General features: G+C 72.9%; 18 protein-coding genes and 1 pseudogene. 6 read left to right on the forward strand and 13 right to left on the reverse strand.

What is annotated here, in order from left to right:
- Window positions 1–20: 20 nt before the first annotated feature.
- On the reverse strand, window positions 21–1,790 hold the full coding sequence (gene argS, locus AB0D66_RS28095) for an arginine--tRNA ligase (RefSeq protein WP_362309261.1): 1,770 nt from the start codon (window positions 1,788–1,790) through the stop codon (window positions 21–23).
- 194 nt (window positions 1,791–1,984) lie between these two features.
- On the opposite strand from argS, the gene lysS reads away from it, so the two are divergent.
- Complete coding sequence (gene lysS, locus AB0D66_RS28100) at window positions 1,985–3,724, forward strand: lysine--tRNA ligase (protein ID WP_362309264.1); 1,740 nt, start codon at window positions 1,985–1,987, stop codon at window positions 3,722–3,724.
- 78 nt (window positions 3,725–3,802) lie between these two features.
- Here the strand turns inward: lysS and AB0D66_RS28105 are convergent, their stop codons facing one another.
- The 3 genes from AB0D66_RS28105 to AB0D66_RS28115 form a co-directional block, all read right to left on the reverse strand.
- The gene (locus AB0D66_RS28105) at window positions 3,803–5,185 is read right to left on the reverse strand and encodes a DUF2637 domain-containing protein (protein ID WP_362309266.1); all 1,383 of its coding nucleotides are present in this window, start codon (window positions 5,183–5,185) and stop codon (window positions 3,803–3,805) included.
- Window positions 5,186–5,290: 105 nt separating this feature from the next.
- Complete coding sequence (locus tag AB0D66_RS28110) at window positions 5,291–6,052, reverse strand: DUF3558 family protein (RefSeq protein ID WP_362309269.1); 762 nt, start codon at window positions 6,050–6,052, stop codon at window positions 5,291–5,293.
- 125 nt (window positions 6,053–6,177) lie between these two features.
- On the reverse strand, window positions 6,178–7,011 hold the full coding sequence (locus AB0D66_RS28115; protein ID WP_362309272.1) for a DUF3558 domain-containing protein: 834 nt from the start codon (window positions 7,009–7,011) through the stop codon (window positions 6,178–6,180).
- 192 nt (window positions 7,012–7,203) lie between these two features.
- Here AB0D66_RS28115 and AB0D66_RS28120 point away from each other — a divergent pair, with 192 nt between their 5' ends.
- Complete coding sequence (locus AB0D66_RS28120) at window positions 7,204–8,397, forward strand: RtcB family protein (protein WP_362309275.1); 1,194 nt, start codon at window positions 7,204–7,206, stop codon at window positions 8,395–8,397.
- An 85-nt stretch (window positions 8,398–8,482) separates the two neighbouring features.
- Here AB0D66_RS28120 and AB0D66_RS28125 read toward each other — a convergent pair whose 3' ends face one another.
- Window positions 8,483–9,067 (reverse strand): Uma2 family endonuclease, encoded by a 585-nt coding sequence (locus AB0D66_RS28125; protein ID WP_362309277.1) that lies wholly within the window; start codon window positions 9,065–9,067, stop codon window positions 8,483–8,485.
- 160 nt (window positions 9,068–9,227) lie between these two features.
- Window positions 9,228–10,142 carry a hypothetical protein gene (locus AB0D66_RS28130; RefSeq protein ID WP_362309280.1) on the reverse strand — a complete coding sequence of 305 codons (915 nt, stop codon included), beginning with the start codon at window positions 10,140–10,142 and terminating at the stop codon, window positions 9,228–9,230.
- 333 nt (window positions 10,143–10,475) lie between these two features.
- Between AB0D66_RS28130 and AB0D66_RS28135 the strand changes: the two genes are divergently transcribed.
- Together AB0D66_RS28135 and AB0D66_RS28140 are read left to right on the forward strand one after the other, a co-directional pair.
- Window positions 10,476–11,948, forward strand: coding sequence for a glycosyltransferase family 39 protein (locus tag AB0D66_RS28135; protein WP_362309282.1), 1,473 nt, complete (start codon window positions 10,476–10,478; stop codon window positions 11,946–11,948).
- A 118-nt stretch (window positions 11,949–12,066) separates the two neighbouring features.
- Window positions 12,067–13,218 (forward strand): glycosyltransferase, encoded by a 1,152-nt coding sequence (locus AB0D66_RS28140; protein WP_362309285.1) that lies wholly within the window; start codon window positions 12,067–12,069, stop codon window positions 13,216–13,218.
- Between the two features lie 37 nt (window positions 13,219–13,255).
- Here AB0D66_RS28140 and AB0D66_RS28145 read toward each other — a convergent pair whose 3' ends face one another.
- Window positions 13,256–14,020 carry an SDR family oxidoreductase gene (locus tag AB0D66_RS28145; RefSeq protein WP_362309288.1) on the reverse strand — a complete coding sequence of 255 codons (765 nt, stop codon included), beginning with the start codon at window positions 14,018–14,020 and terminating at the stop codon, window positions 13,256–13,258.
- Between the two features lie 55 nt (window positions 14,021–14,075).
- A complete protein-coding gene (locus tag AB0D66_RS28150; protein ID WP_362309291.1) occupies window positions 14,076–14,411 on the reverse strand; it encodes a YnfA family protein in 336 nt (111 codons plus the stop codon).
- Window positions 14,412–14,585: 174 nt separating this feature from the next.
- Between AB0D66_RS28150 and AB0D66_RS28155 the strand changes: the two genes are divergently transcribed.
- Window positions 14,586–15,077 (forward strand): hypothetical protein, encoded by a 492-nt coding sequence (locus AB0D66_RS28155; protein WP_362309294.1) that lies wholly within the window; start codon window positions 14,586–14,588, stop codon window positions 15,075–15,077.
- Here the strand turns inward: AB0D66_RS28155 and AB0D66_RS28160 are convergent.
- From AB0D66_RS28160 to AB0D66_RS28180, 5 genes are all read right to left on the reverse strand, one after another.
- Window positions 15,065–16,612 (reverse strand): FAD-dependent monooxygenase, encoded by a 1,548-nt coding sequence (locus AB0D66_RS28160; RefSeq protein ID WP_362309296.1) that lies wholly within the window; start codon window positions 16,610–16,612, stop codon window positions 15,065–15,067. The two genes, AB0D66_RS28155 and AB0D66_RS28160, sit on opposite strands and share 13 nt — an antisense overlap.
- A 56-nt stretch (window positions 16,613–16,668) precedes the next feature.
- Complete coding sequence (locus AB0D66_RS28165; protein WP_362309299.1) at window positions 16,669–17,412, reverse strand: Mut7-C RNAse domain-containing protein; 744 nt, start codon at window positions 17,410–17,412, stop codon at window positions 16,669–16,671.
- Between the two features lie 316 nt (window positions 17,413–17,728).
- The gene (locus tag AB0D66_RS28170) at window positions 17,729–18,271 is read right to left on the reverse strand and encodes a GNAT family N-acetyltransferase (protein ID WP_362309302.1); all 543 of its coding nucleotides are present in this window, start codon (window positions 18,269–18,271) and stop codon (window positions 17,729–17,731) included.
- A 234-nt stretch (window positions 18,272–18,505) separates the two neighbouring features.
- Window positions 18,506–19,909, reverse strand: coding sequence for a DNA-binding protein (locus tag AB0D66_RS28175; RefSeq protein WP_362309305.1), 1,404 nt, complete (start codon window positions 19,907–19,909; stop codon window positions 18,506–18,508).
- Window positions 19,910–20,005: 96 nt separating this feature from the next.
- On the reverse strand, window positions 20,006–20,770 hold the full coding sequence (locus AB0D66_RS28180) for a zinc-ribbon domain-containing protein (protein ID WP_362309308.1): 765 nt from the start codon (window positions 20,768–20,770) through the stop codon (window positions 20,006–20,008).
- A 451-nt stretch (window positions 20,771–21,221) separates the two neighbouring features.
- On the opposite strand from AB0D66_RS28180, the pseudogene AB0D66_RS28185 reads away from it, so the two are divergent.
- Window positions 21,222–21,564, forward strand: a pseudogene (locus tag AB0D66_RS28185) (hypothetical protein); the annotation flags it as partial.

Below are 21,564 nucleotides of genomic sequence, written 5' to 3' on the forward strand. Positions count from 1 at the left end.
GTGGGGCGCCGGGGAAGCCGTCAGAGCTTCTCGGGCGTGCGGATGCCGAGCAGGGACATGCCCTTGGTCAGCGTGCGGGCCGTCAGGTCGCACAGGAACAGGCGGTTCTCGCCCACGACGAGTTCCGGCTCGGGCTTCACGACCGGGCACTGGTCGTAGAACGTCGTGAACAGCGAGGACAGCTGGTAGAGGTACGCGGCCACCTTGTGCGGGGCGTGCTCCGCGGCCGCCTCGGCGATCAGCTCGCCGAAGTGGTCCAGGTGCAGGCCCAGCGCGCGCTCGGCCGGGGCCAGCTCCAGCTCCGGGTGCGCGACCGGCTTGCGGTCGCCCGCCCTGCGCAGGATGGACTTGATCCGGGCGTACGCGTACTGGAGGTACACGGAGGTGTCGCCGTTGAGCGAGACCATCTGGTCCAGGTCGAACTTGTAGTCGCGCGCGGCCGAGGTCGACAGGTCGGCGTACTTCACCGCGCCGATGCCGACGTACTGGCCGTTCTCCACGATCTCCGCCTCGGTCAGGCCCACCTTCTCGGCCTTCTCCCGCACCACGGCGGTCGCCCGCTCGACGGCTTCGTCCAGCAGGTCCACCAGCCGGACCGTCTCGCCCTCGCGGGTCTTGAACGGCTTGCCGTCCTTGCCGAGGACCGTGCCGAAGGCCAGCTGGACGGCCTTGACCCCGTCGTTCAGCCAGCCCGCCCGGCGGGCCGTCTCGAAGACCATCTTGAAGTGCAGGGACTGCCGCGCGTCGACCACGTAGATCAGGGTGGTCGCCGACAGGTCGGCGACGCGGTTGCGGATCGCCGAGAGGTCGGTGGCCGCGTAGCCGAAGCCACCGTCCGACTTCTGCACGATCAGCGGGGTCGGGTTGCCGTCCGGGCCCTTGACGTCGTCGAAGAACACGCACAGCGCGCCGTTGGAGCGGACGGCGACGCCCGACTCCTCCAGCAGCTTGCACGTCTCGACCAGCATGTCGTTGTAGCCGGACTCGCCGACCACGTCCGGGTCCTGGATGTCCATGTCCAGCTTGTTGAAGACGGAGTAGAAGTAGATCTTCGACTCGTCCACGAACCGCTGCCACAGCGCCAGCGTCTCCGGGTCGCCGGCCTGGAGGTCCACCACCCGGGCCCGGGCGCGGGTCTTGAACTCCTCGTCGGAGTCGAAGAGGGCGCGCGAGGCCTTGTAGAGCCGGTTCAGGTTGGACATGGCCTCCTCGCCGGAGACCTCCTCGTCCGACTTGTGGTCCAGCTCGTGCGGGTGCTCCAGCAGGTACTGGATGAGCATGCCGAACTGGGTGCCCCAGTCGCCGATGTGGTGGCGGCGGACCACCTTCTCGCCCGTGAACTCCAGGATCTCCACCATCGCCGCACCGATCACGGCGGACCGCAGGTGCCCGACGTGCATCTCCTTGGCGACGTTCGGCTGCGCGTAGTCGATCACCGTGGTGCCCGGGTTCGCCGCGAGCGGCACGCCGAGCCGGTCGTCGAGCGCACGCGCCGCCAGGGTCTCGATGATCGCCCGGTCGGTGATGGTGATGTTGAGGAAGCCCGGACCCGAGACCTCGATCTCCTGGATCAGGTCACCGGTCGCGATGCCCTCGACCACGGTCGTCGCCAGCTCGCGCGGGTTGGCCTTGGCCTTCTTCGCGAGCGCCAGGATGCCGTTGGCCTGGAAGTCGGCCCGGTCGCTTCGTCGCAGCAGCGGGTCGGCGGCACCGGCCTGCGGCAGAGCCGAGGCGAGGGCGTCCGCGACACGCTGATTGACGGAAGAAGCGAGGGAAGGGACCGAGGCCATGAGCTGCCGTTCCTGTGAGGTTGTGCCGGTGGGTGCACTTGGTTGTTCCGACAAGTGCCGAGTATCCCACGTGAGGGCCATCCGTTTCGCGGGAGAAAACGGCGGGAGAAAACGGCGGAAGAAAACAACCGCGGAGCGACCGCGGACGTCTGGGAGAATGGCTGGAGCCAGCATTCGAGATAGAAGGACGTGTCGTGGCGCAGAGCAGCACCGAGACCGACTGGGTCTCCCGTTTCGCGGACGAGGTCATCGCCGAGGCGGAGCGCCGAGCACCCGGCGAGAAAACTCCGGTTGTCGTCGTCGCGTCCGGCCTCTCCCCCTCCGGCCCGATCCACCTGGGCAACCTGCGCGAGGTCATGACCCCGCACCTGGTCGCGGACGAGATCCGCCGCCGGGGCCACGAGGTCCGCCACCTCATCTCGTGGGACGACTACGACCGCTACCGCAAGGTCCCCAAGGGCATCCCCGGCGTCACCGAGGAATCGCACGCCCGGCACATCGGCCGCCCGCTGACCGCCGTGCCCGCGCCCGAGGGCTCCCCGTACCCGAACTGGGCCGAGCACTTCAAGGCCGCCATGGTCGAGGCCCTGGCCGAGCTGGGCGTCGAGTACGACCCGATCAGCCAGACCGAGCAGTACACCTCCGGCGCCTACCGCGAGCAGGTGCTGCACGCGATGAAGCACCGCGGCGACATCGACGCCGTCCTCGACCAGTACCGCACCAAGCAGAAGCCGGGCGGCAAGAAGCCCCAGCAGAAGCAGGTCGACGAGGCCGAGCTGGAGGCCGCCGAGGGCTCCGGCGCGGCCGCCGAGGACGACGGCAGCACCGGCGAGGGCGGGTACTACCCGTACAAGCCGTACTGCGCCGAGTGCGGCAAGGACTTCACCAAGGTCACCTCGTACGACGACGAGACGACCGAGATGACCTACGTCTGCACCGAGGACGAGTTCACCGAGACGGTCAAGCTCAGCGAGTTCAACCGCGGCAAGCTCGTCTGGAAGGTCGACTGGCCGATGCGCTGGGCCTTCGAGGGCGTCGTGTTCGAGCCCTCCGGCGTCGACCACTCCTCGCCCGGCTCGTCCTTCCAGGTCGGCGGCCAGATCGTGCACATCTTCGGCGGCGAGCAGCCGATCGGCCCGATGTACGCGTTCGTGGGCATCAGCGGCATGGCGAAGATGTCCTCCAGCAAGGGCGGGGTCCCGACCCCGGCCGACGCGCTGAAGATCATGGAGCCGCAGCTGCTGCGCTGGCTGTACGCCCGCCGCCGCCCGAACCAGTCCTTCAAGATCGCCTTCGACCAGGAGATCCAGCGGCTCTACGACGAATGGGACAAGCTGGAGACCAAGGTGGCGGACGGCTCCGTGCTGCCCGCCGACGCGGCCGCGCACAGCCGCGCCGTACGGGTCGCCTCGCACGAGCTGCCGCGCACCCCGCGGCCGATGCCGTACCGGACGCTCGCGTCCGTCGTCGACATCACCGCCGGCCACGACGAGCAGACCCTGCGCATCCTGAGCGACCTGGACCCCCAGAAGCCGCTCACCTCGCTCGACGAGGTACGGCCGCGCCTGGACCGCGCCGAGAACTGGATCACCACCCAGGTCCCCGCCGACCAGCGGACCCTCGTACGCGAGGAGCCCGACGCGGAGCTGCTGTCGTCCCTGGACGACGAGGGGCGCGAGTCGCTGCGCCTGCTGCTCGAGGGGCTGGACTCGCACTGGTCCCTGGACGGGCTGACCACGCTGGTCTACGGCGTGCCCAAGGTGATGGCCGGACTCGAGCCCGACGCCAAGCCGACGCCGGAGCTCAAGGTCGCGCAGCGGACGTTCTTCGCGCTGCTCTACCGGCTCCTCGTGACCCGCGAGACCGGGCCGCGCCTGCCCACGCTGCTGCTGGCCGTGGGCGCCGACCGCGTGCGCAAGCTGCTCGCCGTCTGAGCCGGCACCGCCCTGCGCAAGGGCCCGCACCCCTCGGGGTGCGGGCCCTTTTGCGCATGGCCGGCGTGTGGTGCGGGCTCAGGCGATGTGCTCGTTCTCCAGGTCCTTCTGGTAGCGCTGCTTGAACGCCGGGATCATGCGGCGCAGCAGCGAGCCGCTGCGCGGGTGGGTCACGCCGTAGCCGTCCGACAGGTGTATGTCGAGCGCCTCCGCCGTCGGGAAGTCGTTCTGCTCGTCGACCAGCGCACGGAACACCTTGTACGCGACCTCCGCGAACTCCGCCTCGTCCGGCCCGTCGGCGGCCTCCGGAGCCTCCTCGTGGCGGGGCGCCGGCACCGGCTGCTCCTGCTCCGGACCCTGCGGGGGGCCGGGCTGCGGCTCTTCCGGGCCCGCCGGGCGCATGACCGGGGTCGGCTCCAGGCCCTCGACGTACTGGGGGTTGTAGCCGCCCTCGTACGCCGCCTGCGGAGCCAGCGGCGCCGCGAACCAGGCGCTGTTGTGGGCCGCGGGCATCGCCGTCGGGTCCACCGCGAACGGCGGCGGGGCGTGCCCGCCCGCGACGGCCGGGACCGGGCCCTGGCCCGCGAGCTGGCCCTGGTCCACGAGCTGGTCCTGGGGCTGGTCCGGGGCGAAGGCCTGGGTCCGGGCCTGGCCCTGGGCGAGTGCCTGGGCCTTCGCTGCGGCCTCCTGCCCGGGCCCGGCGGCCGGCGCGGCCGCCGCCTCCAAGGCCGGCGCCAGCGCCGGAGCGGCCGCCACCGGGGGCAGCAGCGCCGGGTCGATGCCCGCCGCCGCCAGCCCCTCCGGGGCCGTCTGCGCGAGGGGTACGCCGATCCGGGCCAGCTTCAGCGGCATCAGCGCCTCCACCGGAGCCTTGCGCCGCCAGGCCCGCCCGTACCGCGCCTGCAGCCGGGCCTGGTAGATCAGCCGGTCCTGCTCCATGCCGACCGCCTGCTCGTAGGAGCGCAGCTCCCACAGCTTCATCCGCCGCCACAGCTTGAAGGTGGGCACCGGCGACAGCAGCCACCGGGTGAGGCGCACGCCCTCCATGTGCCGGTCCGCGGTGATGTCCGCGATCCGGCCCACCGCGTGCCGGGCGGCCTCGACCGTCACCACGAACAGGATCGGGATCACGGCGTGCATGCCGACACCCAGCGGGTCCGGCCAGGCCGCGGCGCCGTTGAAGGCGATCGTCGCCGCGGTCAGCAGCCACGCCGTCTGGCGCAGCAGGGGGAAGGGGATCCGGATCCAGGTCAGCAGCAGGTCCAGCGCGAGCAGGACGCAGATGCCCGCGTCGATGCCGATCGGGAAGACCAGCGAGAAGCTGCCGAAGCCTTTCTGCAGGGCGAGGGCACGGACCGCGGAGTACGAGCCCGCGAAGCCGATGCCCGCGATGACGACGGCTCCGGCGACCACGACGCCGATGAGTATCCGGTGCGTACGAGTCAGCTGCATCGCCGCCATCCGCGATCCCCTCCCCTTGTCGAGCACACTTACCGAGTCTTTACCCGGCTGCGGCAGGCACAGCGTACGGGTGACCCGGTGTCAACGCCTCAGGCGGGCCCGCCCCTACTGCGCGGGCTGCGGGGACTGAGCCTGCTCCGGCTGCTTGTTGGCCGCGTCGACCGAGGCCACCGCCTCCTTCGCCGCCGCGATGGCGTCCTCCAGCAGCTTCGCCTGGTCCGGGGCGCCGGCACCCTCGTACGCGGCACCGTTGTAGTCGAGCGTGACCACCGCGTTCTGCGTGCGCGCCACGATCGTCGTGTTGAAGAAGTCGACGTCCTTCTTCACGCTGTACACGACCGACGTGCCCTGGTCGCCGATCCCGCCCGCGGCCTCCGCCTTCACGTTCTGCGCGCCCTCGGCCGCCTTCGACGCCTCGACCTGCTTGTTGTACTGCTCCTCCGCGCGCTTGTTCGCGCTGCCGAGGGAGGCCTGCGAGTCGTAGCGGAAGAAGGAGATCGACAGCCAGCGGTACTGCGAGCCCTTCAGACCGTCCTCGTCCAGACCGTTCCAGGAGCAGCTGGCTCGGCTCGCCAGGTCGTTCGACTTGGTCGCCGTGCCGTTCTTGTCCTTCGCCTCCGGGACGAGCGTGTCGACCGTCGCGGCCTGGACGGCCTTGCAGGGGTCCGGAAGCGTGGCGTACGCCGCCTTCTCCAGGGTCGCGGAGGGCTTCGCGCTCGGCTGGCCGGAAGCGGAGGAATCGGACTTCTTGCCGCCGTCCGAGCCCGAGCCCTTGCCCGAGTCGGACGAGCACCCGGCGACGGTGAGTATCACCGGGACGGCTGCGCAGGCGAGAACGCGGGTGAGGCGCGAGGCTGATCGGTGCATGTTTCCTTCTGCGTTTGTGGGTCTTCTTCGGACACGGGGCCGGACGCGGGACCCAGGCAACGGTAGCCCGATCGGGTGGCGGCGTGCTGTGCGCGCCGTCACCCCCGGCCCCGGCCCGCCCCCCCTCACTCGCCCAGACGCTCGACCAGAGCCTGCGCCAACTGCCTTGTCCTGTCCTGGGTTTCGGCGCTGGACGGGACCGTGCCGGGCACCGCGGGCTGCACGCTGTACTCCAGCGTGACGATGACATTCGAGGTACGGAACACAATCCGCACGGTGCGCGACTGCGCCGCGGCGGCCCCCGCGGGGCTCAACTTGTCCTCGACGAACGCCTCGCTCCCGAGGCCCTCCAGGACGCGCGAGCCCAGCTCGACCGGGACGGACGGGCTGCTCGCGGGCGAGGGCGATCCGCCGCCGGGCTGCGGGGCGGCCGCAGTGGTGGGCGCGACGGTGGCGGTCGGCGTGGGGGCCGGGCTTGCCGTCGGGCCGGGGAAGGGCAGCTTGGCGTCGGTCAGCTGGCGCACGTACACCGCGTGCGCCTTGTCGTCGTCGCTGGCGACGGCCCGGTCGTAGGACACCACGCGCTCGAAGCCGACCGACAGCAGCCGGGTCTCCTCCGGCGTCTGCGCGCTCCAGCGGCAGCCGACGCGCCGGTCGCCGTCGTACGAGGCGTCCGCGGTGCCGGCGTAGACCTGGTCGCGCTGCTCCGGGGTGAGCGACTCGGCGGCCGGGAGCATGGCCTTGAGCCGCTTGCTGTCGGCGCCGGCCTTGCAGGGGGCGGGCAGGATGCGGTACTTCCCGGGTTGTGCGGGCGCGGCCTGGCTGCCGCCGGCCTTCGAGTCGCTGGTGCTGCCGGTGCCGCTCCCGCCGGTGCACCCGGTCAGGCCGGCCGCGCCGGCCACGAGTGCGGTGAGCATCGCGATGCCCGGCAGGGCTCGCCGTACCGCCTTGCGCTGCACGTCCAATGGCTCCCTTCGACCGGCGGGCCCCCCGACGGTCAGGAAAATGCGTTGCCGCGGCTCGGGCGCGGATGGACACAATGTCTATCGCACACGCTGGTGCTGGCGCCGGTCCCCTGTCGTATTTGGGATCAAGAGCGAGGCTTTTTGCGCATTCCGACGTTTCTGTGGTTTTCGGGGGATTGATTCCGTATGTCGTATGTAGAGGTACCCGGGGCGAAGGTTCCGATCCGGATGTGGGCCGACCCGGCGTCGGTCGAGGACCACGCGATGCAGCAGCTGCGCAACGTGGCCACCCTTCCCTGGATCAAGGGCCTGGCCGTCATGCCGGACGTCCACTACGGCAAGGGCGCCACGGTCGGCTCGGTGATCGCGATGAAGGACGCCGTCTGCCCGGCGGCGGTGGGCGTGGACATCGGCTGCGGCATGTCGGCGGTGAAGACCTCCCTGACGGCGAACGACCTGCCGGGGGACCTGTCGAAGCTGCGGTCGCGGATCGAGCAGGCGATTCCGGTGGGGGCCGGGATGCACAAGGAGGCGCTGGATCCGGCGCGCCTGTACGGGTTCACGGACGCCGGGTTCGGGGACCTGTGGGAGAGGTTCGACTACATCGCGGACGCGGTGAAGTTCCGACGCGACCGGGCGATGCGGCAGATGGGCAGCCTCGGCCAGGGAAATCACTTCTGTGAAGTATGTGTGGATGCGGACGGTTCCGTATGGCTCATGCTGCACTCGGGCTCGCGGAACATCGGCAACGAGCTCGCGGACTTCCACATCAACGTGGCCCGCGGCCTTTCGCACAACCAGGGCCTGGTGGACCGGGACCTCGCGGTCTTCCTCGCGGCCACCCCCGAGATGGAGGCCTACCGCAACGACCTCTTCTGGGCTCAGGAATACGCGAAGTACAACAGGGCCGTGATGATGAGCCTGTTCAAGGAGGTCGTCCGCAAGGAGTTCCGCAAGGCGAAGGTCTCCTTCGACCGGGAGATCAGCTGCCACCACAACTACGTGGCGGAGGAGCGGTACGACGGCATGGACCTGCTGGTCACCCGTAAGGGCGCGATCCGCGCCGGCAGCGGCGACTACGGGATCATCCCGGGCTCCATGGGGACGGGCTCGTACATCGTGAAGGGCCTCGGCAACGAGAAGTCCTTCAACTCGGCCTCGCACGGCGCGGGCCGGAAGATGAGCCGGACGGCGGCGAAGAAGAAGTTCTCGGCGCGGGACCTTGCGGAGCAGACCAAGGGCGTCGAGTGCCGCAAGGACTCGGGTGTCGTGGACGAGATCCCCGGCGCCTACAAGTCGATCGAGCAGGTCATCGACCAGCAGACCGACCTCGTGCGGGTGGTGGCCAAGCTCAAGCAGGTCATCTGCGTCAAGGGCTGACGCCCGGGCGCGGTCCTCGGGGGAGTGGAGGAGCCCGGCCGATCACGATCGGCCGGGCTCCTGTCCGCGTGCTCAGCCCGCGTGCTCAGCCCTCGTCTCCGTCGAGGAGGCGGTCGACGGAGAGTTCCAGCCGGAGGCCTACCTGCTCGGGAAGCGGGACGGACATGCCGCGCTTGAAAGACTTCCTGGAGCGGTACTCGCCGGCGCGGGGGTCGGTGTAGAGGACGGCTTCGTCGTGACGGCGATCTGCCACGAGGTAGACCGGGATGCCGGCCTGGGCGTAGCAGTCCACTTTGGGGCCCAGGTCGTCGGCCCAGTTGGACGAGGTCACTTCCAGGACCATGCGGAAGACGTGTGGTGCGTAGCAGTTCTTCTCGACGTGTGCGTCACGGAAGTCGGCATCGACGATCGAGAAGTCCGGGACCGCGAAGTCGTCCGGCCCGGAGGGCAGCCACAGGCCGATCGCCTGCAGGTACCTGAGTCCTGCCTGTCGGGCCCCCGCTGTGAAGAATTCCTCGGTGAGCCAGGTCAGGGACTCCGCATGTGCCCCGTCGGCAGGTGGTGTCACGGTGAGCCTCCCCTGGAGAATCTCCACTCGGTGCCCGGGAAGCTCCCTGGAGAGTCGATCGGCGGCCTCCGCGATCGTGGTCTCGTGCTGTATCACGGCCATAGCTTCCTCCCTTTCGTGACGCATGCTTTCGGAGCGTAGCCGCGGCCGCGGGGGATCCGCTCGACTTCACCCGTGCGGGCGGACGCGGGCCGGGACGCACGTGTGCCGTGCCCGGGAGGGGCCCGGGCACGGCACAGGGTTCAGCGGGGGTCTGACGGGGTCAGGGGTGCATGTTGAGCTTCGACAGGCCCTTGTTCGGTGGTGCGCTGACGCCGGGCCTCAGGGGGGCGCCCTGGTTGACGAGGGTCGTTCCCGGGACCTGCGGGCTGGCCGGAGTCCAGATGCGGGGGCTCGGGCAGTCGAGCGTGTTCGGCTCACCGCCGACCACCGCGCAGCTGGTCTCGTAGACCTGGCCGGCCGTGGTGACGACCTGGACGGTGACGGTGCCCGAGGTCTCCACGATCGAGATGCCGCAGGGCTCCGCCGGGTAGGTCGTGGACGGCTCGCTCAGGTTGTACCAGGTGTAGGCCGGGAGCACGGGGTTGGGCGCGTTGAAGTCGTACACGCCCGCCCAGGCGGTGCCGTCGGGGGCCAGTACCGCCGTGTACTTGACCTCCGCCTCGTCCCACGAGGAGGAGACGCCGACACAGGCGCCCGCGGGGCCGGTCGCGCCCGTGGCACCGGTCGCGCCGGTGGCTCCCGTTGCTCCGGTGGCCCCCGTGGCTCCCGTGGCTCCGGTGGCTCCGGTGGCACCCGTCGCTCCGGTGTCTCCGGTCGTTCCGGTCGCTCCGGTCGGGCCCGTCGCTCCGGTCGCACCCGTGGCGCCCGTGGCTCCGGTGGCGCCGGTCGCTCCCGTCGGGCCCGTCGGGCCGGGCTGGCCCTCGCAGTCCTTGTCGTGGCGGTCGGCGCCGGAGCCCATCACGCCGGGGCCGTCGCCGGGCCCGCCGTCGGGACGGTTCTGGGGGCCGTTGCCCTCGCGACAGTGGTCGCCGCCCGACGTGCCGATCGGCGGCGGCCCGGCCAGCGGTCTTTCCGCGACGGCGAGCGCCGGGTTGGCGAAGCCGAGCATCACGATCGCCAGTGATGCCAAGGCCCCGCCGGCGACCCACCTGCCCTGCCGCGGAAGCGGGCCCATGCGGGACGGTGTCCTTTTCTCAGGACTCATCTGTGTGTGCTCCTCGTGGAACCGGATGGATTGAAGCGTGTGGGCTTCGAGCGGGATCCTTGGGGCAGGCCGTGCGAAACGGCGGGAGGCGCGAGGGCTGATCATCAGATCGGAGGCACGTGCGCAGCCGATCAGGCGAATGCCGAAGTCACGGTCCGTGGCCAGCCCCGGGCGGCGCCGCGGCGGCGCTATGACTGTGCCGTGACCACTCTGATCCGTCCTGCCCGTAACGCGGAGGTTCGGCCCGGGGAGAGGAGACGACGACGCCTTCCCGGAGCGCGATCCGGGCTGTGGCTGTGGCCGATGGCGGCCACCCTGGCGGTCGTCCTCGTGGGGATCGGCGACCCCCAGCTGGGCACCGACGAGCTGGTCACCTGGGACGTGGCCGGACGCGGCACCGGCCGGATCACGGCCCTGGTGCGGAACGTCGACGCGGTGCACGCCGCGTACTACCTCCTGATGCACGGCTGGACGGCCGTCTTCGGCGACTCGCACCTCGCCCTGCGCACGCCCTCGGCGATCGCCATGAGCGGCGCGGCGGCGTGCGTGGCGCTGATCGGGGCCCGGCTCTTCGGCCGACGGGCCGGGCTGTGCGGCGGGCTGCTCTTCGCGCTGATCCCCGCCGTGAGCCGGTTCGGCCAGGAGGCCCGCGGCTACGCGCTGGTGGTCCTGGCCGCGACCCTGGCCACGTACCTGCTGCTCCGGGCGCTGGACAGGCCCCGGAGCGGGTGGCGTTGGACGGGGTACGCCCTGTGCGTGGCGGTCGTCGGGCTGCTGCACCTGGTCGCGCTCACCGTGGTGCTGGGGCACGTGGCCCTGCTGGTCTTCCGCTTCGTCCGCCGTGAGCGCGGCGGCCTGTGGGGCTTCGGCCTCGCGGTCGCCGCCGGCGCGGCCTGTGTGCTGCCGGTGGTGGTGCTGGGCAGGGCGCAGGCGTCCCGCCAGCTGTTCTGGCTGCCGGCACCGGGCGTGTGGGGGCTCGTGGAGATCTGGCCCCAGGTGTTCGCCTCGGCGCTGTGTGCCGGGGCGGTGATCACTCTGGCGGCCCTGGCGTGGAAGGAGGCCCGAGAGGGGCTCGTCCTGTGCCTGGCGGTGGCCCTGCTGCCCCCGCTGGTGCTGTGGGCGGCGTCGCACGGCGCCGTCTCCTACTTCCGCTTCCAGTACGTGCTGTTCACCGTGCCGGCGTGGGCCGTGGCGGCGGGAGCGGGGCTGGCCGCGGCGACGCGCGGGTCCCGGACGGCACCGGCGTCTCGGACGGCGCCGGCGCCCCGCACATCTCGGATGTCCCTGCCGTTGCGGGCGTCCTGGCTGCCGGTCGCGGTGGGTCTGGCCGTACTCGCGCTCCTCGTACTCCCCGACCAGCGCAGGATGCGGGGCGCCTTCGAGCACGACGTCCCGCACGCCGCCGACTACGCGGGCGCCGCGCGGACGATCGAGAAGTACCACCGCCCCGGGGACGCCGTGGTCTACGTCAGGGGTGCGCCCTGGATGCTCGACCAGGGGGTCCGCTACTACCTGCGGCGGGACCTTCCGTTGCGGGAGGTGTTCCTCGCCGCGACGGCGGCCGAGAACAACGAGCTGTATCCGACCCATTGCGGGCGGCCGGAGGCGTGTCTGAGGGACGAGAGCCGGATCTGGGTGGTGGTGCCCGGAAACGTCCCGGACTCCCTGGACGCGGTTCCCGTGCAGCAGGCCAGGGCGCTGCGCGCGAAGTACACCGCCTACGGGGCGGAGCACCTCAGCGGTCTGACGGTGACGCTGCTCCAGCGCAAGCCGTAGGCCCGCGGGCCCGGCACCTCTTCCCTTCCCCTTCCCTTCCCCTTCCTCCCTCTTCCCTCCCTCTTCCCTCCCTCGTTCCTCCGGTAGCGACATCCGACCTCACAGAGATGGATGGGCTGTGACATCAACGGTCTGCCTGAACATGATCGTCAAGGACGAGGCGCCGGTCATCCGGCGCTGCCTCGAATCCGTACGCCCCCTGATCGACAGCTGGGTCATCCTGGACACGGGGTCGACGGACGGCACCCAGGACGTCGTCCGCGAGGTGCTCGGGGACCTGCCGGGCGCCCTGCACGAGAGCCCGTTCAGAGGGTTCGACGCGAGCCGCAGTGAGGCGATCGACCTCGCGATGGCCCGTGGCGACGCGGACTACCTGCTGTTCATCGACGCCGACGACCTGATGGAGGTGGCGCCGGGCTTCCGCATGCCGCCGCTGACCCACGACGCGTACCGGGTCGCGCTGCACGACGGGCCGATCATCCACTGGCGTCCGGCCCTGGTCTCCACGCGGCTGCCCTGGCGCTACGTCGGCATCCTGCACGAGTACATCGAGTGCGGACAGCCGTACGACCTCGGGACGCTGGCCGGCGCCCACATCCTCTCGGTGGGGGGCGGGGCGCGGCTGCGGGAGGACGGCCAGCGCACGAAGTACCTGCGCGATGCCGAGCTGCTCCAGCAGGGTCTGGCCAAGGAGCCGGACAACGCCCGCTACGTCTTCTACCTGGCCCAGAGCTGGCGGGACGCGGGAGAGCCCGAGAAGTCGCTGGAGGCCTATGACCGGCGGGCGGCGATGGGGGGCTTCGCCGAGGAGGTCTTCTGCGCGCAGCTGTACGCCGCACGGCTCGCGGTGGAGGTGGGCCGGCCGCCGGGTGAGGTGGTCGACCGCTTCCTGCGGGCGCACGAGAGCCGTCCCTCGCGTGCGGAGGCCCTGGGCGACCTGGCCCGGCTCTGCCGGGTCAACGGGCAGCGCTGGTCTCTCGCGTACCTGTTCGCGCGACAGGCGGCGCGGATCCCGTACCCGGGTGACGTGCTGTTCGTGGAGTTCGACTGGTACGACTGGCGCGCGCTCGACGAGCTCGCGGTGGCGGCGTACTGGGTCGGCGAGTACGAGGAGTCGGCGCGGTGCGCGGAGCGCCTCCTGGCGGGCGGCAAGCTGCCGCCGGGCGAGCGCGAGCGGGTGGTCCGCAACCTCGGCTTCGCCCGGGACAAGCTCGGCGCGACCGCGACCGCGGCCGGTGAGTGCGGTACGAAGGACCTCGTGGACGCCTGACGGCGGCTCGGTGCGTACCGGCCGGCCCGCCGGGGTGTCACAGCTCGCGGTGGACCTTCGTGTTCGAGGCCTGGGCGCGGGGGCGGACCACCAGGAGGTCGATGTTGACGTGGCTGGGGCGGGTGACCGCCCAGGTGATGGTGTCGGCCACGTCGTCGGCGGACAGGGGTTCCGCGACGCCCGCGTACACCTTGGCGGCCTTCTCGGTGTCGCCGCGGAAGCGGGTGGTCGCGAACTCCTCGGTCTTGACCATGCCGGGGGCGATCTCGATGACGCGCACGGGCTGGCCGACGATCTCCAGGCGGAGGGTCTCGGCGAGGACGCGGGCGCCGTTCTTGGCGGCGACGTAGCCGGCGCCGCCCTCGTACGTGGAGTGGCCGGCGGTGGAGGACAGGACGACCACCGTGCCGTCGCCGGAGGCGGTGAGGGCCGGGAGCAGGGCCTGGGTGACGTGGAGGGTGCCGATGACGTTGACCTCGTACATCGTGCGCCAGTCGGCGGGGTCGCCGGTGGCGACGGGCTCGGCGCCGATGGCGCCGCCCGCGTTGTTGACGAGTACGTCGCAGCGCCCGAGGGAGGCGGCGAAGGCGTCGACGGCGGGCCGGTCGGTGACGTCGAGGGCGTGGGCGGTGGCCTCGTGGCCGGCGGCGGTGAGCTCGGCGGCGAGCGCCTTGATGCGGTCCTTGCGGCGGGCGGTGAGGACGACGTGGTAGCCGGCCGCGGCGAGCTGCCGGGCGGTGGCGGCGCCGATGCCGCTGCTCGCTCCGGTGACGACGGCGGTCTTGGTGGCGGCCGTGCTCATGTGCGGGGCTCCTCGTTCGTTCGTACGGGCGATTACCCGCCAGCATAGGTCGGGCTCAGCGGCCCCGCGGAACGTACATGATCACGGCCATGCCGGCGAGGCAGACGAGGGCGCCGACGACGTCCCAGCGGTCGGGGCGGTAGCCGTCGGCGACCATGCCCCAGACGAGGGATCCGGCGACGAAGACCCCGCCGTAGGCGGCGAGGACGCGGGCGAAGTCGCCTTGGGGCTGGAGCGTGGCGACGAATCCGTAGAGGCCGAGGGCGATGACCCCGGCGCCGATCCAGGCCCAGCCCCTGTGCTCGCGGACGCCCTGCCAGACGAGCCAGGCGCCGCCGATCTCGAGGAGGGCGGCGAGGGTGAAGAGGGCGGCCGAGCGGGCGATGAGCATGGCCGGAAGCCTACGGGGGCGGCGGGGCGAGGGGCGGTGGCGGCGGCCGGGGTCGTGGTGGGGTGCGGTGCGGTGCGGTGCGGTCGAATGGCGGGACGGCCCGCCCTCATTCGTGTGATGGTCCGACCGGTTGGGCCGGGTGGTGGCTAGCGTCCGCGCGTGGAGGTGGTGGCGATGCGCCGTATTGCCGTACGGAGTGTGGTGCTGGCAGGGCTGCTGGCGTTCGGTGGGGCGGTGCCCGCGGGCGCGACCCCGGTGGCGGCGCCCCCGGTCGGGGCGGGGCCGGAGGCCGACGTGGCGTACCACGGGCGGGTTTCCCTGGCCCGCGGCCAGTTGCGGATCTGGCTGGTCCCGCAGAACGAGGGGCCTTCGGCGCTGCCCAACGCGACGGTGCGGGTGCGGCTCTCGGCGGATCTCGCGGACCGGCAGGAGCTGTCGGAGGGCTGTGCGCGGGTCGGTCCGCGCGAGGTGGTGTGCGAGACGGGTCCGCTGCCGCTGCGCGGGCGCGGGCGGCACATCGGGCTGGTGCTGGAGCTGCGGGAGCGGACTGCGGAGGTGGTGGTGCGGGTCGACACCTGGTGGAACGGCGGGGCGACCGACCGGAACCACGCGAACAACGAGCACGTGGTGCTGGCGCTGGACACCGGGGACGCCTACGCCTTCTGAGCGGGGCCGGCCGTGGGGGCGGCGGTGGCGGCGGGCAGCAGCCGGGCCGCCACGGCCGCCGCGAGTTCGGCGTCGGTGGCCCGGGGCGCGCTCCAGGCCACGTACCCGTCGGGGCGTACGAGGACGCAGGCGGTGCGGGCGGCGGTACGCCGGTCCGTGCGCCAGTGGACGTGGGTGAGGCGGGCTCCGGGCGGGGTGGGCCGGCCGGGCGGGGTGACGAGGACGAAGCCGCCGGCGCGCAGGGCCTCGTAGAGCCGCTGCCCGTGCGGGCCGGGTTCGAGGGCGAGGTCGGGGGCGCGGCGGCCGGCGGGGCGGCGGCTGCCGGGCGGGGGCGGGTAGGCGATCCCGATGCCGGAGACCAGGCCGAGGGCGCGGTCCTGGGCGGCGCCGATGCGCGGAAGGACGGCGGCGCCGAGGCTGCGGGCGGTGCGGCGGACGGGGCCGGTGGCCATGACGGCGCGGACCAGGGCGCCGCTGATGCGCAGGACGAGGCGTCCGACGGGGTGGCGTTCGCGGTGGTAGCTGTCGAGGAGGGCCTCGGGGTCGGGGGCGTGGCCGTGGAGGACGGCGGCGAGCTTCCAGGAGAGGTTGGCGGCGTCCTGGAGGCCGGTGTTCATGCCGAGGCCGCCGGCGGGGGAGTGGACGTGCGCGGCGTCGCCGGCGAGGAAGACGCGGCCGGAGCGGTAGTGGGGGACCTGGCGCTCGTCGCTGTGGAAGCGGGACATCCAGCGGGGGTCGTGCATGCCGTGGTCGGTGCCGAGGGCGGTGCGCAGGATGGTGCGCAGTTCGTCGAGGCCGACGGGGTCGCCGTCCCGGGCGCGGCCGTCGCGGTGCCAGCCGATGGCGCGGTACCAGCCGTCGCCGAAGGGGACGAGGAAGCCGAAGGCGCCGGCGTTGCCGTCGACGGCGAGGAGGTCCTCGGGCGGGTCGGTCAGCCGGACGTCGGCGAGGATCATGGAGCGGACGACGGCCTGGCCGGGGAAGGGCAGGCCGAGGGCGGTGCGGACGGTGGAGCGGACGCCGTCGGCGCCGACGGCGTGGCGGGCGTGGAGCGTGGTGCGGGTGCCGTCGGTGGTGCGCCGCAGGTCGAGGGTGACGGTGTCCCGGTCCTGGGTCAGTTCGATGAGCTCACTGTCATATCGGATGTCGGCCCCTGTGGACAGCGCACGGCGCTCAAGGAGTTTCTCTGTCTCATATTGAGGAGTGATGAGAACGAACGGGTAGCGGGTGCGCAGCCGTTGAAGGGAGAGAGCCATGCCTCCGAAGGGGCGCAGGCGGTCGATCCGTCTGCCGGTGGAGACGAGCGCGTCGGCGAGGCCGCGCGCGTCGAGCTGTTCGAGCGTGCGGGCGTGCACGGCGAAGGCGCGGGTCAGGTTGGCGGCGGTGCGGGGGCGGCGTTCGACGAGGGTGACGCAGAGCCCGGCGGCGGCGAGGTCACCGGCCAGGAGCAGTCCGGTGGGCCCGGCGCCGACCACGACGACGTCGATGGTGTCCTCTGCGTGCTGCGCGTCCTCTGTGCCCGGAGCGGCGGTCATGCCTCGGCAGTCTGCCAGCCGCGGGCCGCCGCGGCACGGCATCGCGCCGCTCGGGGTCAGACGGTCCCCGAATCGGCGGTGCCGAACTCGCGGAGCGCCTCGTCGACGATCCGCTCCAGGCTGGCGTGGTGGGCGCCGCGCCAGTAGACGCGCTCGCAGTCGGTGCACTGGGCGAAGACGTCGTAGGAGCGGTGCGTGCCGTTCTCCAGGCGGTCGCCGACGCTCTCCTTGTCGGCTTCGTGGAGCGGGCCGTTGCAGGCGGTGCAGCGGGTCCACGGAGCCAGCGCGGGGGCGAACCGGCCCAGGATGTCGCGCAGTTGCTCGTCGGGGCTGTCGCTGTAGACGTACGCGCCGGCGAAGATCTCGCGGCGGCGCAGCAGTCCGCGGTCGCGGGAGAGCAGTACGCGCTGCTCGGCGGCGGAGCGGGTGGCGAGGGCCGGGTCGCCGATGTCCTCGTTCTCGTAGGCGGCGTCGACGCCGAGCAGGCGCAGGCGGCGGGCGAGGGTGCCGAGGTGGACGTCGAGGAGGAAGCGCAGCGGCGCGCCGACCACCCGCTGGGGGCGGTCGACGCCGAACACCTCGACGGACTGGCCGTCTTGGGGCACGTAGGAGACGGGCACCTCGCGGCCGTCGACGAGGAGGCGGCCGACTTCGGTGAGCGGGACGCCGGCCGATTCGACGACGTGGCCGAGGCTGGAGGCGCCGTCGGTCGCGGTCGGTACGCGATCGGCGCGCCGGCTGGGCGCGGCGAAAAGGCGCAGTTCGGGGGCGAGGGTGAGCTGAATGCCGGGTCCGTTCACCCTGCCAGCATGCCACCGCACGGGGGTGGACGCGGCTGAATTACGAGGCGGCGGCGGCCCCGTCGCGGCTTCTGCGGGGGCGCCGGGTGGGCGGGGTGGGGTGGGGTGGGGGCGGGCTGGGGGCGGGGGTGATCGGGTCGGGCGGGGTGGTGGCCGGGTCGGGCGGGGTGATGGCTGGGTCGGGCGGGGTGGTGTCCGGTCCGGGCGAGGCGGTGGCTGGGCCGGGCGGGGTGATGGCCGGGTCGGGGGCGCCGGGCGTGGTGGGGCGAGGGTGTGGCCAAGTCGGGCGAGGGGTGGTCGGGGCGGGGCTTCGCGTTTACGGAAGGGAGGGGCCTGATGGTGCGGGTGCGGCGTCCCTGAGCCGGTAGCACCAGTCGAAGCTGGGGTGGGGGACTCCGGGCGGGTACTCGAAGGGGAACTCGCCGAGGCATTCGAAGCCGGCGCGGCGGCAGACCGCGTTGGAGGCCGCGTGGTCCGTGCCGGGGAAGGCGTGGACGGTGTCGCGCGTGCCGTGGGTCCCGGCGTAGGCCAGGAGTTCCGTCACCGCGGCGACGGCCAGCCCCCGCCCCTGGAACTCGGGCAGGACGCCCCAGCCGGTCTCGTACACCGGCTCGCCCTGCCACTCCCGCTCCCAGAAGCCGACGCTGCCGACGCTCTCCCCGGTGGCCTCCAGCACCACCCGGAACATCCGTCCGGCCGCGGGCTCCCGGGCGCTCAGGGCCTCGTACCGCCGCTGCCGGTCGAGGAGCTTCTCCGCCGGCTCCGGGCCGCCCAGGTACCGGGTCATGGCGGCTTCGTTCTTGCGTTCCAACAGCCAGAAGTCCCCGGCACTCCAGGGGGTCAGCAGCACGGATTCCATGCGCCCAGGCTGCCAGACGCCCGGTGCGCGCCTACGACGGCGGCGAGCCGGTCGGCTGGGGCGCCCGGTCCCCGCTGCCCGTTGCCCGCTGCCCGGCGTCCGCTGCCCGGTCCCTGGTGCCCGCTGCCCGCTGCCCGGCGCCTGGTCCCCGCTGCCTGGCGCCCCGCTGCCCGGTCCCCGGCGCCCGGGGGAGGGTGCCCGGGGGAGGGTGTGGCCGGGGGCCGGCGTGCCTCCTCAGTCCTCGATCAGCTGCTCCAGCTCCCGGACGGACAGGCGGGCGGACGGGGCGGCGATTCCCGCGGTCAGGGGTACGCCCTCGGCCGTCAGGAGGGCGTGCGGGGTGTCGGTCCGGGCGCCGTCCGGCCACCGGAAACGGGTGCTGACCTTGCCCTTCGCGTTCAGGACCCGCCATGGGTGGGTGCAGCGGTCGCAGGCGGCCAGGTGGGTGCCGACGGGCAGGGCGTGGCTCGAGATGACCGTGGCGAGGTCGCCGTAGGTGGTCCAGCGTCCGGCGGGCAGCCGCTCCAGCAGGGTGTGCAGGCTGGTCCAGTCCCGGCCCGAGCCCTCGACCTGGTTCGCCAGGTCGACCAGGGTCAGGCCGGCCAGGGCGGCCCATTCGTCCGCGTCGACCCCCTCGGGGGTGTGGTCGGGGTCGATCTCCCACCAGGTCGTGCCCTGGATGCCGTCGGGGGACCGGCCCGTCACGGTACGGAAGACGTGGTCGGCCAGGCCGGTCGGGGTGTAGGGGCGCCCGTCGGCCTCCCAGGTCAGCGGCTTGGCCTTGTCGTTCGTCCAGACGGCCGTGCCGCGCCCGGCCTCCGCGCCCGCCCAGCCGGAGATCCGGGCCCGCAGGGCGGCCGGCCCGCCGCCGCTGCGCGGGACGAGCCTGAGCCTGGCTCCGTCCGGCAGCAGACCCGCGTCCACCAGGACGTGCACGCGGTTGCGCGACCGCGAGCGCTCTTGCAGGGTCTGGGCGACGGCGCCCGATGCGCTCCGGGCCGGGGCGAGGGTGAACTCCTCGACCTCCGGGACCGGGTAGACCTTCTTGAACCCCGCGACGAGCTGTCCCGCCACCTTCCACATGCTCACCTGGACGAGATCGATGTCCAGGTTCATCTCGGAGAGCCACACCACGGTATGGGTGACCTGTTTGGGAAAGCCGCCGGCGATGATCACTTGCCGGGGCCTGCGCAGCAGTTCGGGCCGCAGCTCCCCGCCGACGTGCTCGCGCAGCACCTGCCGGCACTCCTCCAGCCCGAGGCTCTGCCCGCGCGCCGCGAGGAAGGCTCGGTGGGCGTGCGCCAGGGTGTCGAGGCTGAACCGCGAGACGAGCGCCGCGTACGTGATGGCCTGGAGGTGGACGTCCCGGTCGGCCATGCCCCGCTTGAGCTCCGCCACCACCAGCTGGCCCGTGGAGTCGAGCCCGAGGATGTCCAGCCGGTCGCGCGCGGGTATCCCGTCGGTGTCGGCCCAGCGGTCGTACTCCGAGGTGACGACGAGCACCGACTCCCCCAGGATCCGGGGGTTTCCGATCACCCACTCCTGGAGGTGCCGGCGCTCGTACAGGCTCTCGGTGGCCAGGTCGGTCTGAGCCGCGGGCTCGGCCGACTGGCCGGTGACGGTGAGCAGGTGGTCCACGGGTCCCCCTCCGCAGTCCGGCGTGTGCCGTGGCGGCGTGTGCCGTGCCGGCGTGTGCCGTGGCCGGGAGTCTAGGGGTCTCCTCGCGTCCGCAGGTCAGCTGCGCTGGAAGAACTCCACTTCTGCCAGGGCGACATGGCGGTCGGGGGCCAGGCCGGCGGGGGAGTCGAGGGTCAGCCGGACCGTGGTGGCGTGGCTGATGCCGGTGGGGAACGTCTGGGGGCCGGGCTTGTCGCTCAGGGTGAGCTTCTTGTGCGTCTTGTGCCCGTCCCGGTCCGTCACCTCCATGTCGACCTGGAGTGCCCGGGCCTGCTTCGCGTAGTCCTCCGGGGCCGACGAGGCGCCGTTGGTGATGATCACGGCGACCAGGCGGAACGGCTTGCCGAAGGTGTACGTCACCGAGGCGCCGGGGGCGGGCGCGCCCCAGTAGCGGTTGCTGAGGCCGTCGGTGGCGTGGGCCACCGGGTGCCCGGGCAGCTCGGCGCTCGCCTCGACGCGGGTGGCGGTCACGGCCTTGGCCTTGCCGAGCTTGTCCCGGGTGTCCTCGATCAGGTGGCGTCCGGCGGGCATCAGCAGGAAGCCGCCGGCGCACAGGGCCAGTACCACGGCCAGGACCACCAGGAATCGGACCATCCGGCCGGAGCCGGCGCGGGTGCGGCGGCGCAGCGGCCAGACCGTCCGCCACCAGGGCAGGGGCGCCGGGGCGGTGGCCGTCGTCAGCGGTGCGGCGCAGCGGCGGCAGAAGCGGCGGTCGGGGGGGTTGGGTGTGCGGCAGTTGGGGCACGGCACCCCGGCTACGTCGCCACCGACCGCCGCGGCCCGCACGACGGGCCGCGGCGCGACGGCCTTCGCGGGGCGCACGGGAGCGGGGTTCGGGGGGGTTGCTCCTGCGGGTGTCGCTCCTGCGGGTGTCGCTCCCGCGGGTGTCGCTCCCGCTGGGGTGGCGGGGTGTTGGGGTGCGCGGGGCGGTGGGTTCGTTTCCGCGGGGGTGGTGGGTTGTCGGGGTGCGGGGCGCGTTCCCGTTGGGGTGATGGGTTGTTGGGGGGCGCGGGGCGGCGGGGACACCGGCGCCGGGGTGGCGGGCGGTACGGAGGCCGGCGGCCGTGCTGTGCGAGGTGCGCGGTGTGCGCCGGGTGCGCCGGGTGCCGGGGTGGGTCGGTACGTGCCGGTGCCGGGCGGGAGCCCGGGGCTCCCCTCCGCCGCACCGTCCGCGCGAGCGGCCGGTGCGGCTTCCGCGGAGGGCTCGGCGCCGCCCGTTTCCGCTCCGGCCGGGGCTCCGGCTCCGGCGGGTGCGGAGGAGGAGGCGGACGGATTGGCCCGCCCCCGCCCCCACCCCCGCAGCCAGGCCAACGGCCGCTCTGCGGGGGCCGGCTCCGCCGCGGCGGGGGTGGGCGGGGCCGACGCGGCGCTGTCGCCCGTGGCCGGACCGGACGCGTTGCCGGCCGGGCCGGGGTCCGCGGCGGCGGGCGCGACCGGGCGGGGTGCGGTGGCGGGAGGCGTTGTCGGGCGGGGCTCCGGGGCGTGGGGTGTGGAGGGGCTGCTCCGCCGGCGGGACCAGGGCAGCCGCCGGCCTCCCCCGACGGGCGCGACCGGGCCGGACGCGGCGCCGCCGGGCCCGGGCGGGCCAGCCCCGGCGGCCCACCACGTCCTGGACC

The organism is Streptomyces sp. NPDC048270, from assembly GCF_040652335.1.
Classification (GTDB): domain Bacteria; phylum Actinomycetota; class Actinomycetes; order Streptomycetales; family Streptomycetaceae; genus Streptomyces.

What these genes read in the sequence shown, in the direction of transcription:
- AB0D66_RS28130 (WP_362309280.1), bottom strand. Translation starts at nt 10,142, where the DNA reads ATGGGCCCGCTTCCGCGGCAGGGCAGGTGGGTCGCCGGCGGGGCCTTG.
- AB0D66_RS28160 (WP_362309296.1), bottom strand. Translation starts at nt 16,612, where the DNA reads ATGACCGCCGCTCCGGGCACAGAGGACGCGCAGCACGCAGAGGACACC.
- AB0D66_RS28120 (WP_362309275.1), top strand. Translation starts at nt 7,204, where the DNA reads ATGTCGTATGTAGAGGTACCCGGGGCGAAGGTTCCGATCCGGATGTGG.
- AB0D66_RS28135 (WP_362309282.1), top strand. Translation starts at nt 10,476, where the DNA reads ATGGCGGCCACCCTGGCGGTCGTCCTCGTGGGGATCGGCGACCCCCAG.
- AB0D66_RS28170 (WP_362309302.1), bottom strand. Translation starts at nt 18,271, where the DNA reads ATGGAATCCGTGCTGCTGACCCCCTGGAGTGCCGGGGACTTCTGGCTG.
- argS (WP_362309261.1), bottom strand. Translation starts at nt 1,790, where the DNA reads ATGGCCTCGGTCCCTTCCCTCGCTTCTTCCGTCAATCAGCGTGTCGCG.
- AB0D66_RS28155 (WP_362309294.1), top strand. Translation starts at nt 14,586, where the DNA reads ATGCGCCGTATTGCCGTACGGAGTGTGGTGCTGGCAGGGCTGCTGGCG.
- AB0D66_RS28145 (WP_362309288.1), bottom strand. Translation starts at nt 14,020, where the DNA reads ATGAGCACGGCCGCCACCAAGACCGCCGTCGTCACCGGAGCGAGCAGC.
- AB0D66_RS28105 (WP_362309266.1), bottom strand. Translation starts at nt 5,185, where the DNA reads ATGGCGGCGATGCAGCTGACTCGTACGCACCGGATACTCATCGGCGTC.
- AB0D66_RS28110 (WP_362309269.1), bottom strand. Translation starts at nt 6,052, where the DNA reads ATGCACCGATCAGCCTCGCGCCTCACCCGCGTTCTCGCCTGCGCAGCC.
- AB0D66_RS28150 (WP_362309291.1), bottom strand. Translation starts at nt 14,411, where the DNA reads ATGCTCATCGCCCGCTCGGCCGCCCTCTTCACCCTCGCCGCCCTCCTC.
- AB0D66_RS28125 (WP_362309277.1), bottom strand. Translation starts at nt 9,067, where the DNA reads ATGGCCGTGATACAGCACGAGACCACGATCGCGGAGGCCGCCGATCGA.